Origin of the sequence: Mycobacterium sp. E802 (assembly GCF_001666875.1) — a bacterium.
Lineage (GTDB): Bacteria > Actinomycetota > Actinomycetes > Mycobacteriales > Mycobacteriaceae > Mycobacterium.
Genome location: NZ_LZJD01000006.1, coordinates 1 through 12,694 on the forward strand (window position 1 = coordinate 1; position 12,694 = coordinate 12,694).

At 66.3% G+C, this 12,694-nt stretch carries 11 protein-coding genes; 9 read left to right on the forward strand and 2 right to left on the reverse strand.

Features of this window, described 5'->3' with window-relative positions:
* Positions 1 to 351: 351 nt before the first annotated feature.
* Positions 352 to 1,239 (reverse strand): SDR family NAD(P)-dependent oxidoreductase, encoded by an 888-nt coding sequence (locus A5699_RS00720; RefSeq protein WP_067763959.1) that lies wholly within the window; start codon positions 1,237 to 1,239, stop codon positions 352 to 354.
* The gene (locus tag A5699_RS00725; RefSeq protein WP_067763963.1) at positions 1,236 to 3,161 is read right to left on the reverse strand and encodes an NAD(P)/FAD-dependent oxidoreductase; all 1,926 of its coding nucleotides are present in this window, start codon (positions 3,159 to 3,161) and stop codon (positions 1,236 to 1,238) included. The genes A5699_RS00720 and A5699_RS00725 overlap by 4 nt, the downstream gene beginning before the upstream one ends.
* A gap of 101 nt (positions 3,162 to 3,262) precedes the next feature.
* On the opposite strand from A5699_RS00725, the gene A5699_RS00730 reads away from it, so the two are divergent.
* The 9 genes from A5699_RS00730 (at position 3,263) to A5699_RS00770 (ending at position 12,693) form a co-directional block, all read left to right on the forward strand.
* A complete protein-coding gene (locus A5699_RS00730; RefSeq protein WP_067763965.1) occupies positions 3,263 to 4,849 on the forward strand; it encodes an acyl-CoA synthetase in 1,587 nt (528 codons plus the stop codon).
* 10 nt (positions 4,850 to 4,859) lie between these two features.
* Positions 4,860 to 5,966 (forward strand): zinc-binding dehydrogenase, encoded by a 1,107-nt coding sequence (locus tag A5699_RS00735; protein ID WP_067763967.1) that lies wholly within the window; start codon positions 4,860 to 4,862, stop codon positions 5,964 to 5,966.
* A gap of 19 nt (positions 5,967 to 5,985) precedes the next feature.
* A complete protein-coding gene (locus A5699_RS00740; protein ID WP_067763969.1) occupies positions 5,986 to 7,410 on the forward strand; it encodes an aldehyde dehydrogenase family protein in 1,425 nt (474 codons plus the stop codon).
* Positions 7,407 to 8,183, forward strand: coding sequence for a crotonase/enoyl-CoA hydratase family protein (locus tag A5699_RS00745; protein WP_067763972.1), 777 nt, complete (start codon positions 7,407 to 7,409; stop codon positions 8,181 to 8,183). The genes A5699_RS00740 and A5699_RS00745 overlap by 4 nt, the downstream gene beginning before the upstream one ends.
* Entirely contained in the window at positions 8,180 to 9,283 is a 1,104-nt protein-coding gene (locus A5699_RS00750; RefSeq protein ID WP_231965516.1) for an acyl-CoA dehydrogenase family protein, read from the forward strand. The genes A5699_RS00745 and A5699_RS00750 overlap by 4 nt, the downstream gene beginning before the upstream one ends.
* Positions 9,280 to 10,341 (forward strand): acyl-CoA dehydrogenase, encoded by a 1,062-nt coding sequence (locus A5699_RS00755; RefSeq protein ID WP_197508155.1) that lies wholly within the window; start codon positions 9,280 to 9,282, stop codon positions 10,339 to 10,341. The genes A5699_RS00750 and A5699_RS00755 overlap by 4 nt, the downstream gene beginning before the upstream one ends.
* Before the next feature lie 63 nt (positions 10,342 to 10,404).
* On the forward strand, positions 10,405 to 10,893 hold the full coding sequence (locus A5699_RS00760) for a polyketide cyclase (protein ID WP_067763978.1): 489 nt from the start codon (positions 10,405 to 10,407) through the stop codon (positions 10,891 to 10,893).
* Positions 10,890 to 11,753 (forward strand): SDR family NAD(P)-dependent oxidoreductase, encoded by an 864-nt coding sequence (locus A5699_RS00765; protein WP_067763981.1) that lies wholly within the window; start codon positions 10,890 to 10,892, stop codon positions 11,751 to 11,753. The genes A5699_RS00760 and A5699_RS00765 overlap by 4 nt, the downstream gene beginning before the upstream one ends.
* Before the next feature lies 1 nt (position 11,754).
* Complete coding sequence (locus tag A5699_RS00770; protein ID WP_067763984.1) at positions 11,755 to 12,693, forward strand: alpha/beta hydrolase; 939 nt, start codon at positions 11,755 to 11,757, stop codon at positions 12,691 to 12,693.
* Position 12,694: the final 1 nt, after the last annotated feature.

A 12,694-nucleotide genomic window follows, 5' to 3' on the forward strand; every position in this document is an offset into this window, starting at 1 on the left:
AGCGACAACTCAGCGACAATCGCCACAGCGGCAACCTTAACCTCATCAGACACATTGTCGCTCTTCGGATTCGCCACTCGTACACCTGTGATCTCACGCGCCTCATCCGTCCAGTGTCCGCATACGAGCGACTCTGTCGCTGATGACTGGGCAAGCGAAAATGCGTGACACATGGGGCATTTCGCGACTCAAGTGACGCGAGTATTGAACGACGGTGTGACAACTGGTTCCCATGAGTACCTTTGGGGCGATTGTCGCTGAGTTGTCGCTATTAGGCGGGCACATCGGACACCCGGCCGAAATCTGTGACTCACGCGGACAGAGCGCCCTCTACGCGAAAGCACGCCCGACCTAGAGCCCCGCAGGCAGGATGTTGGTATTCGCCGACGCCGGCGGCTCCAGGGGCGGCAGCACCGTCGCACCATCGAGGGAATGCACCGGCAGCTGCTGTGACCACGGGTAGTGCAGGCTGAACGCCACCAAGCCGGTCCGCTCCGCGGCGGGCAGGTGGCACATCGCCAGCACCGTCTCAGCAAGATACTCGACAGGTTCGGTCGGAAACGTATCCGGGATCAACGATGCCGCGCCCGGCGTGCGGACCGCGGTGGAGGGGCCGACGCAGTTGACCGCGATGTTCGCGTCGAGCAGCTCGGCGGCCACGCCCTGGGTGAACCGATGCAGCGCAGCCTTGCACGATGCATAGATCACGTCACCGGCGGTCTTGTTGTAGTCGCGGTAGGGCCGCACCGGCGCCACCCCGGTAACTGATCCGATGTTGACGATCCAGCCCCCACCCTGCGACCGCATGTGCGGCACAGCGGCTTTCGTCAACGCAAACGGCGTCTTCAGATAGTGCTCCACCGTGCGGTCGAAGGTCTCCACTGGCATGTCTTCGACGACGGAGTAGTCGGCATATCCGGCGTTGTTGACCAGGATGTCGAGCCGCCCGGTGCGGCCGACCACGGCGTCGATCAGCCCGTCGCGGGCGGCGCTGTCTTCCAGATCGGCAGCCAACCCGAAAGCGGACCCGCCGGCCTGTTCGATGAGCGCGATGGTCTCCTCGATCGTGCCGGGGATCGCCTCGGTGACCCCGGCCCGGGTGGACGGGGTCGGGGAGAACGCGCGGGCAGTCACTGCCACGGTTGCGCCTTCGGCCGCCAGCCGCTGCGCGATCGCCCGGCCGATTCCGCGACTGCTGCCGGTCACCAAGGCCGTTCTACCGGCGAGAATCTGGCTCATCGGAGGTCGAAGTCCGCTTCGATCGGAGCTCGGTGCTGCTGCCACAGATCCACCAACCGGTACGGTGTGGCCACCACGACGCGGCCGGACCCCGACCGGTAGTAGGTGTGGGCATTGGGGGTATGGCACCAGACCGTGCCCTGCATCGCGTCGTCTATCCCCGCAACGTAGTCGTCGTAGGCACGTTGCGTGACCTCCATCGTCGACGCCCCACGCAGGGCCATCAACTGCAGACACTCGAAGATGTAGTGCGCCAGCACTTCCATCGAGAAGTTCGCGCCGGCACCGTGTCCGGGGCTGTAGTTCGGGGCCGAGGTGATGAACAGGTTCGGGAAACCGGGCACGGTGCCACCCCGGTAGGCGCGCGGGCTGTCGCCCCACTCCTCGACGAGGGTCTTGCCGTCACGGCCCCGGATGTCCACCGTGGACAGGAAGTCCAGGTGGTAGCCGGTGGCGTAGATGATCACGTCGAGATCGATCTGACGACCGTCGGCAGTGACGATGCCGCGCTCGTTGATCTCCGCGGGTTCACTGGCTTCCACGTCGACGTGGTCGCGGGTCAGCGCGGCGTAGTAACCGCCGGGATCGCGAATGATCCGCTTGCCGTATGGGGCGAAGTCCGGGGTCACCTTCTTCGCCAATTCAGTTCCGGCGCCGAACATCCGATCGATGTACTCGAGGCACATCTGCAGCAGCACATCGTTGGTGGGCGAGATCGACAGGTGCGTCTCGGACCACTCGGGGTCGCGCAGGATGATCGGGTAGTTGTTGTCCGCCGTGCCCCAGTACGACTTGAGCCGGTGCCACATCGCGTAGAACGGCAGCACCCGTCCCAGGTAGCGACGATGCTCGGGCACCTCGTCGGAGAGCCGTTTGCGCGGCGCCACCCAGTGCGGTTGACGCTGGAACACCGTGAGGTGCTCAACCTCGTCGACGCACGCATCGACGATCTGCACCGCCGTGCAGCCGGCGCCAATGATCGCCACCTTCTTGCCCGACAGGTCCAACGACGAGTCCCACTGCGCCGAATGAATGCTGGTGCCGGCGAACGTGTCCCGGCCCGTGATCTTCGGAAAACGCGGACGGTTCAAGTAGCCCGCGGCCGTCACGACGACAGTGGCATGGTCGATGCTCTGGGTGCCGTCGGCGGAGCGGGAGTGGATCTCCCATTGTCCCCGCTCCTCATCCCACCACAACGCCTCGACTTCGGTGTTGAAGCGGATGTGACGACGCAGATCGTGTTTGTCGGCCAACGAGACCAGATAGGCCTGGTACTCCGCGCCCTGCGGGTAGTAGTTCGACCAGTCCGGGTTCACCTCACGCGACAGCGAGTAGTACGCCGACGGGGTGTCCACCCCGATGCCGGGATAGGTGGTGGTCAGCCAGGTACCGCCCACCTCGTCGTTGCGATCGAAGATCTCGAACTGCACTCCCTCCTCGGCCGCCGCCAGCGCCACCGCGATACCGGCGATGCCCGCGCCGATGATCGTCACCGTGGTGGAAGAGGGAATCGGCGTGGTGCGCGGCAGCGTGGGCTGAGACGGCCGGAAACCGCCTTGCTCGAGCAGCAGATCCACGTGTTCGTCGTCGACGGCACTGCCCAGGGCGACCGGCAGCAGCCTGGTGAAGAAGTCGCGGTCGTCGACCCGCGCTGCGTCGGCCGGCCGTGGACGACCGAGCGCGGCGATGATCTCCTCGGCCAGCGCCTCCGCGGTGGCCGCGTCCGTGGTTCCGGCCCGCTCCGGTGGGTCCGGAACATACTCGATCTTGACGGCGTACCGATCGATGATCGACGCATCGCCGGTCATCTGCGCCAACACTGCAACCAGCACACCGGGATCGGCCTGCAGCAGATGACCGCGCAGAACGTCGGGGTCTGGATCGCGATCCGCACGCGACGAAGATTCAGTGGTTGCCGTCATGGGATCGAGTATCGAAGGATTTCGGGCGGGACTCCCCCACCCTGTCTACTGAGCGGGAGACGAACCGCGCTGCGGGCACTCGCCTGCCTACCCTGCGGCACATGCACTCGGACGACCTCGCCGCCGTCATCGCCCAGGCGCGCAGCCACAACCTCGCCGACATCCCCCGCCGCTCGGCCCGCAGGCAGCCCGACAAGACCGCCATCATCGACGGCGACGTCGTCCTCAGTTTCGCCGAGTTCGATCACCTGGTGGACCAGGCGGCAGCCGCCCTGCACGACAACGGTTTGTCACCCGGCGACCGGGTGGCATTGTTGGCACGCAATTGCTGGCAGTACGCCGTGTTGGCGTTCGCCACGGCACGCGCCGGCGTGGTGCTGGTCCCGATCAACTTCATGCTCACCGCAGAAGAGATTTCGTACATCCTCGGCCACAGCCAGGCCGCCGGTTTCATCGTCGAGAGTTGTCTGGTCGAGGTCGCCGAGCAAGCGATGACGCATGGCTCGGCAGTGCGCCAGAAAATCGCGCTGACATTCCCGGGGCAGTCGAGCCCCAGCGGCTGGCTCGATTTCGCCGACCTGCTGACCACCACGGCCGCGGTGCCCGACGTCCATCTCGACGACGATCAACTGTTGCGGGTGATGTACACCAGCGGAACCGAATCACGACCCAAAGGCGTGATGCACAGCAGCCGCAGTTTGATGTGGCAGTACATCAGCACGATCGTGGCAGGTTCCATGTCCGGCGACGACGTCGAAATCCACTCACTGCCGCTGTATCACTGTGCACAGCTGGACAACTTCCTGGCCACTGACATCTACCTGGGAGCCACCAGCATCATCGTGCCCCGGCCGGATCCGGAGCTGGTACTGCGAACGATCGAACGATACGGTGTCACGAATTACTTTGCACCGCCGACAGTGTGGATCAGCCTGCTGCGCAGCCCGGTCTTCGACGAGGTCGATCTGTCCAGCCTGCGCAAGGGTTACTACGGCGCCTCGGCGATGCCCACCGAGATCCTGCACGAGATGCGCCGACGGCTGCCCAATCTGCGGCTATGGAATTTCTACGGCCAGACGGAGATGGCGCCGCTCGCGTCGGCCCTCGGACCGGATGAGCAGGACGCCCACGCCGGGTCGGCAGGCCGGCCCGTGGTCAACGTCGAAACCGTGATCCTCGATGAGCACGACGTACCGGTCGAGTCCGGAGCGGTCGGCGAAATCGCGCATCGCAGCCCGCATTTGATGCTGGGTTACCTCGACGACGAGGACAAGACCGCCCAGGCCTTCACCGGCGGCTGGTTTCACTCCGGCGATCTCGGGTTCTACGACGAGCACGGCCTACTCCACGTGGTCGACCGTAAGAAGGACATGATCAAGACCGGCGGAGAGAACGTCGCCAGTCGCGAGGTCGAAGAAGTTCTCTACCGGCACAGCGGGATCGAGGAAGCCGCGGTGTTCGGGGTGACGCACCCGGTGTGGGTGGAGGCGGTCGTTGCCGCGGTGGTGGCTCGAGCCGGCGCCGGTTTGACCGAAGACGACGTGCTGCGGCACTGCCGCGAACATCTCGCCGGGTTCAAAACGCCCAAACAGATCTTCTTCGTCGACTCCCTGCCCAAGAACCCCAGCGGCAAACTGCTCAAACGCGATCTGCGACAGCGGTTCCGCCTCGAATCCACCAGCAACTGAAGGGATTTTCGTGCATACAGGACGCATCGCGCGTTTCGACGAGCCCGGCAAGCCGTTCCAGATCGAAACCGTCACCCTGCCCGAGGTCGGTCCCGGAGAAATTCTGATCCGGGTGCTACGGGCGAACATCTGCGGCTCGGATATCCACGCCTGGCACGGCACTTTCGCCACGCGGGGACTGGGTGGGCAGCTCCCCACCGTGTTGGGTCATGAGATGGTCGGAGCCATCGAGGTCCTGGGTGACGGGGTGAGCACCGACTCCAACGGCAAACCGTTGACCGCAGGCACCCGCGTGGTATTCCCGTACTTCTACTGCTGTCACCGCTGCCGCAACTGCCTGGCCGGGCGGCGCAACGCCTGCCTGAACCTGAAGATGGCGATGTTGGGCCGGGCCGACGAGCCGCCCTATTTCGTCGGCGGCTATGCCGACTACTACCTACTGCCGGCCGGTGCCGTCGTCTACACCGTTCCCGACACGCTGAGCGACGATATCGCCGCTGGCGCGAATTGTGCGCTATCGCAGGTCATGTACGGGCTGGAGCGGGTCGACCTGCAACTCGGTGAACACGTGGTGGTCCAGGGGGCCGGGGCGTTGGGTCTGTATGCCGTGGCGGTCGCCAAGGCGCGCGGTGCGGCCAACGTCATCGCGATCGACGGGGTACCCGAACGACTCGAGCTGGCCACCGCATTCGGCGCCGACGCCGTGATAGATCTGAACGAGGTTGCCACGCCCAAGGATCGGGCCAAGGCGGTGCGCGCGTTGACCGATGGCCAGGGCGCCGACGTGGTGGTCGAAGTGGTCGGGCACCCGTCGGCCATCGACGAGGGCCTGCAGATGCTCGCCCAGTTCGGCCGCTACGTCGAGATCGGCAACATCAACATCGGCAAGACGTTCGAGTTCGACCCGTCCCGGTTCGTCTTCACCAACAAGACCATGGTCGGGGTCTCGCTCTATGACCCGGCAGTGCTGTCCCGGGCGTTGACCTTCCTCGACCGTCATCAGCACCATCTGCCGTTCGAGCGCCTCGCCGTGGCGTCATACCCACTCGACGACATCAACGAGGCATTCGCCGCAGCCGACGGCAAGCGCGACATCCGCGCCAGCCTGATTCCCTGAGCTCTGTAAAGGATTAACCGTGCCCACCTACGAACACAGTTCACTGTTCATCGACGGCCACTGGACCGCCCCCGCCGGGGATGGCGTGATCGACGTGATCGATCCGGCGACCGAAGCCGTGATCGGCCATGTGCCCAGCGGCGACTCGGCCGACGTCGACGCCGCGGTCTCCGCGGCTCGGCGGGCATTCGATCCGCTCGTCACCGTCGCCGAGCGACGGGACCGGGTGCAGCGGGTCATCGCAGCGATGGAGAAGCGCCTACCCGACATCGCCGATCTGATCACCGCCGAGATGGGTGCCCCGGTGCGCATCGCGCAGACAGTGCAGACCCAGGTGCCACTGGCGGTGGCCAAGGGTTTCGCCGATGTCCTGGAGACCTTCGAATTCGAAGAGCGCATTGGTAATTCGCTGGTGCTGAGGGAGCCTTACGGTGTCGTCGGCGCCATCACGCCGTGGAACTACCCGCTCTACCAGGTGGTGGCCAAGGTGCTGCCGGCCATCGCCGCGGGGTGTCCCGTCGTGCTCAAACCCAGTAACGACGCTCCTCTTTCGGTGTTCGCCTTCGTCGAAGCCTGCGCGGACGCCGGCCTGCCCCCCGGCGTGATCAACCTGGTGTCGGGCCCCGGTCGGGTGATCGGTGAGCGCTTGGCGTCCCACCCGGACGTGGACTTCGTCTCGTTCACCGGATCCACCGGTGTAGGTGCCCGGGTGGGAGAGTTGGCCGGCCAGTCGATCAAGAAGGTGGCCCTCGAACTCGGCGGCAAGTCGGCCAACGTGATCCTCGACGGCGCCGATCTGGCTACCGCCGTCAAGGTCGGTGTGGGCAACGCCTTCCTCAACGGTGGTCAGACCTGCATGGCCTGGACCCGGATGCTGGTGCCGCAGAACCGGTACGGCGAAGCGCTGGAACTTATCGAATCCGCTGTGTCCCGTTACACCGTCGGCGATCCGCGCGACCCGGCCACCCGCATCGGCCCGTCGGCGTCACGGTCGCAGTTCGACACCGTGCGTGGCTTCATCGAGCGGGCCCAGCGCGACGGCGCCCGCCTGCTGACCGGTGGCGCCGAGCCGATCCGCGACGTCGGTTATTTCGTGGCGCCGACGGTTTTCGCCGACGTCGATCCCGACTCCGAGCTCGGCCAGGAAGAGGTGTTCGGGCCGGTGCTCGCTGTGATCCCCTACGCCGATTCCGATGATGCCCTGCGCATCGCCAACGGCACCCCGTATGGACTGTCCGGCGCGGTGTGGGCCGCCACCGACGACGAGGCCATCGCCTTCGCGCGGCAGGTCCAGACCGGCCAACTCGACATCAACGGCGGCGCGTACAACCCGGCCGCGCCGTTCGGCGGGTACAAGAAGTCCGGGATCGGCCGCGAACTCGGCCGGTTCGGCTTCGAGGAGTACCTACAGACGAAATCCCTTCAGCTCAAGGAGCAGGCGTGACCTCACCGCTGGACGTCCACACCGAAGGGCCGGTGCAAGTCTGGACGATCAACCGGCCCGAGGTCGGCAACGCCATCACGGGTAAAGACGTCATCACCGCCTTCGAGGCCAATGTGGACGCGGTCAACGCGGACAACACCGTGGGCGCGGTGATCCTCACCGGTACCGGCAAGATCTTCTCGGCCGGCGGCAACGTCAAGGAGATGGCCGACCGTCAGGGCATGTTCGGCCTGGACGCCATCGACCAGCGCCGCGCCTATATCGATGGCATCCAACGGATCCCCCGGGCGCTGGGCCGGCTCGAGGTGCCGCTCATCGCCGCGGTCAACGGTGCCGCGATCGGCGCCGGATGCGATCTCGCGATGATGTGCGACATCAGGATCGCCTCCGAGCGGGCGTCCTTCGCCGAGAGCTTCGTCCAACTCGGGCTCATCCCCGGCGATGGTGGCACGTGGTTCCTGCCTCGGGCCATCGGCTACGCCCGCGCCGCCGAGCTGACGTTCACCGGCGAACGCATCGATGCGGCAACCGCATTGGAATGGGGACTGGTCAGCCGAGTGGTCCCCCACGACGACCTGCTGACTGAAGCCCGCGTACTGGCAGACCGGATCGCGGTCAACCCTCCGCACGCGCTACGAATGGCCAAGCGCCTGTTGCAGGAATCGACGACCGGCTCCCTGGAATCCACTCTGTCCATGGCGGCGGCCATGCAACCGCTGGCCCACCACGACGCCGAGCACGAGCGGCGCATCGCGAAGTGGCGGACGTCGTGACCGCATACTTGGACCAGTTGCGCGCCGAGGTCCGCGACTTTGTGGCCGATCAGTTGGCCGCCGGAGCCTTCACCCCGTCGGTCGATGCCTGGCTGTGCGGATGGGACGAGAATTTCACTGCGGCCCTGGCGCACCAAGGCTGGCTGGGGATGACAGTCCCGGTGCAATACGGCGGCCATGGCCGCTCGTTTCAGGAGCGGTTCGTCGTCACCGAGGAACTGCTGGCCGCGGGTGCCCCCGTGGCGGCGCATTGGATCGCCGACCGCCAGATCGTGCCCTCGCTCCTGAAATATGGGACAGAAGAACAGAAGTCAGAGTTTCTACCCCGGATCGTGCGGGGTGAGTGTTTCTTCGGCATCGGGATGAGCGAACCGGATTCCGGATCGGACCTGGCCAGTGTCCGCACCCGTGCGGTACCTGTCGAGGGCGGCTGGTTGATCACCGGCACCAAGGTATGGACGTCCGGAGCACATCGCGCACACGCGTTCATCGTGCTGGCCCGTACCGAGCCGGTCGATCCGGCACACCGGCACGCCGGGTTGAGCCAGTTCATCGTCGACCTACGCGCACCCGGTGTCGATGTCCGGCCCATCATCTCGATGAACGGCGGGCACCATTTCAACGAGGTCGTGCTCGACGAGGTGTTCATCCCCGACGCCATGGTCTTCGGCGAGATCGGCCGGGGTTGGACGCAGGTGACCTCCGAGTTGAGCTTCGAACGCAGCGGCCCGGAGCGGTTCCTGTCAACCTTCCCGCTCCTGGCCCACGTCGCCGGTCAAGACAGCGCGCCCGATGCCGAGTTGGGCCAGCTGATCGCCCGGGTTGCGGGCCTGCATCACATGTCGACCGCAGTCGCCGAGGCCCTGGAACGGGGTGAGAATCCCGATGTCGCGGCAGCCGTCGTCAAGGTCCTTGGCACCACGGTCGAAGGTGACATCGCCGACTTCGCCGACCGGCAGACCGGCGACGACAATCCACCGAACGCCCAGTGGGCTCAGTTGGTGGCCACCGCCGTGGACCAGCGCCCCGGCTTCACCTTGCGCGGCGGAACCAACGAAGTACTGCGCGGTGTCATCGCGCGGGGATTGGGATTGCGATGAACACCACCGAACTCGCTGGACGCCCGCGCTCGACGGTGGACGCCGATCTCGCGGCCATGATGGACGGCGTCTTTGCCGAGTACCGCAAGACCGCAGACCCGGGCCACCCGGATGAGCGCCTCCGGTATGACCGCACGTTGTGGCAGCGCCTCGATTCCCTCGGGCTGGTCCGGCTGACCGGTGCCGAGGCATCCGGCGGCAGCGGTGCGGGTTGGCTTGAGGCTGCCGAGTTGCTGAGTACCGCAGTGCGCCACGGGCTCCGGATTCCGCTCGCCGAACATGACCTGCTGGCCTGCTGGCTGCTGGAGACCCTGGGCAGTCCCGTCGATGACGCCGTGCGAACGGTGTATGTGGCGCCGCGCAGTGGCGAACCCGCTGCCCCGGCGCCCTGGGCCGGCGACGTCGACCGCATCGTCGTGCTCTGGCCGACCGAGGACGAATACCAACTCACCGAGTTCGACACCGCAGACCTGTCACTCACGCACGGCACCAACCTGATCGGCGAGCCGCGTGACACCATCCGCCTTGACGACACCGGAATCACCGGTGAACCGGTGTCTAGGGAGCTGGTGAGCCAGCTCAGACGAAAGTCCGCGCTGATCCGGGCGATCCAGACGTGCGCGGCGCTGGACCGGGCCGTCGCACTGTCCATCGAGCATGTCGCCTCACGGGTGCAGTTCGGCCGTCCCCTGAGCAAATTCCAGGCGATCCAGAACCTGATCTCGGATGCCGCGGCCGAGGCGGCACTGGCCCGGGCCGCAACCGAGGCAGCGCTGCACACGGCCGTCGAAACCGACTGGCAATCGGCACATCTGGACTTCCAGATCGCGACCGCGCGGTCGTGTGCCGGGCATGCCGCCTCTGTCGTCACCCGCAACGTACACCAGGTGCACGGCGCCATCGGCACCACCCGCGAGCATCGGCTGCACGAATACACCCGCGCCGCGCTGGCCTGGCGCTCGGAATTCGGCTCGGTGCGCTTCTGGGACAACCAGGTGGCTGCGGCGGCCGCGGCGGTGGGTGGGCAACAACTCTGGGCGTTGATCACCGGCGGATAGCGGTGTTCCGCTGACCGGTCATCGGTGCTGTTACCGGCACCACAACCCCGGTTGACTGCCGGCATGAGCAACGAGATCACCCTGTCTGACGTCCAGGAGTTCATCTCCGGTTTCTGGTTCCACTACGACCAGGGCCACTTCGAGCAGGTGGGCGCCCGCCTCGCCGACGAGATGGAGTACCTGAGCCGCTCGGATTCCGGGGCCTGCCCATTCGAGCACCTGCTGGCCGCCGAATTGCACGGAAAAGCCGAGACCTTCGCCTGGCTGATCGAGCACCGCAACGAGAATCCGTACCCGTGCCGGCATCACGCCACCAACGTGTTCCGCACCGGGGTCGACGGTGAGGTCACCAACGTCCGCTTCTACCTGTTCGTCAACCAGATCACCAACAACGTTCCGTTCGCGGTCTCCAGCGGTGTCGTCGACGCCGGAATCCGGCGCGCAGCCGACGGTCTCGTCTTCACCTCGCTGAACGTCATCCTCGACGCCGAGGACTCGATCCCGCTCGCCGAGCACACAGCCAAGGCCGCGGCCGGCTCCGCGTCCGCGTGAACGCTGCAGAGGCCTTCGGCGGCGGGATCGCCGTCATCACGGGTGCCGGTGCCGGGATCGGCGCCGGCCTCGCGCGGCATGCCGCCCGGCTGGGCATGACGGTGGTGCTGGTCGACATCAATGCCGACGCCATCGCCGCCCTGCGTGACGAAATCCGTGCCGCCGGAGGGTCGGCCACCGATGTGGTGTGCGACGTGCGTGACGCCGACGCGGTGCACACGCTGGCCGACGACGTCTACCGTGATTTCGGGCCGGTCCGCTTGTTGGTGAACAACGCCGGCATCGAGCAGTTCGGCTATCTGTGGGACACCCCGGTCGCCAATTGGCAGCGTGTCGTCGACATCAACATCAGCGGAGTGTTCCACGGCGTCAAGGCGTTTCTGCCGAAGATGTTGGCCACCGATGCCCCGGCCTGGGTATGGAATCTGTCCTCGATCGGCGGGGTGGCCGTAGTCCCGCTGCAGGCGCCCTACATCATGAGCAAGCATGCCGTGCTCGCCCTGACCGAATGCCTTCATCTGGAAGTGCAATCCGCCGGTCATGACCACCACGTACACGTCCAGGCGGTACTACCGGGTGCGGTGGTGTCCAACATCTTCGAATCGGCCGGCGGTGTGGACTCCGGGGACGCCGGTGCGGCCGAAGGACAACGCGCCGCGATGCTCGACATCAAGGCCGAGGCGATGGATCCGCTGGCCGCCGCCGAGGTGGTGTTCGAGCAGGCCGCTGACGGCCGGTTCTATCTGCTGACCCAACCTGACTATGTCGGGTCCGCGATGACCGAGCGGGCCCGCGTGTTGACCAGCCAAGAGGCCCCCCGGTTGCGGAGCGAGCGCCGTTTCGACCCGGCACAGAACTGATATGAGCTATCCACCACTGGATCCCGATGCCGCCGCCCGAGTCGCCTCGTTCGGGGACATCGCTCCCATGCGCGCCCGCGGCCTGACCGCCGTACGCGGCGGCCTGGAATCCGCGCCGCTTCCGGACATGCCGGCCATGGCCGCCATCGACGACCTCGACGCCGCCGGCCCGGCTGGTCCGATCCCGGTCCGGTTATACCGCCCCACCGCCGACGCCGGCTTGCCGGTGCTGGTGTACTTCCACGGCGGTGGGCTGGTGATGGGTTCCAATCGTTCGTTCGAGCCGCTGGCCCGGGAACTCGCCCGCGCCAGCGGCGCCGCGGTGGCCGCCGTCGAATACCGGCTTGCACCGGAATCACCGCCACCGGCGCAATTCGACGACGCCTATGCCGCCACCGAATGGATTGCCGACCAGGCTGATCAGCTGAACCTCGATGCCGGCCGGCTGGCGGTCGTCGGCGACAGTGCCGGCGGATCACTCGCCGCCGCAGTAGCTTTGGCGGCGCGCGATCACGCCGGCCCGCGCATCTGCGCGCAGGTGCTGCTGTATCCCGGCCTGGATCGCGACATGGGGGCGGCGTCCATCACCGCCATGCCCGACGCCCCGTTGCTGCGCCACGAAGACATCGTCTACATGCACGAGTTGGTCGACCGCGGTGGAGCACCGCGAGACCCCTATCAGGTCCCGGCTTACGCCACCGACCTGAGCGGCTTGCCGCCGGCCATCGTCGTCACCGGAGAGTGCGACCCGATCCGGGACTGGGGTGAACGTTATGCCGGCCGGTTGCGTGACGCCGGTGTCCAGACCACCGTGACGCGCTATCCCGGGATGTACCACGGCTTTTTGATGCGCTCGGATGCCACGGCCCGCGGACGCCTGGCGATCGCGGAGATCGGCGCCCTGCTGCGGGCGAAGTTCGCGCACCCCTTGGCATTCTGAC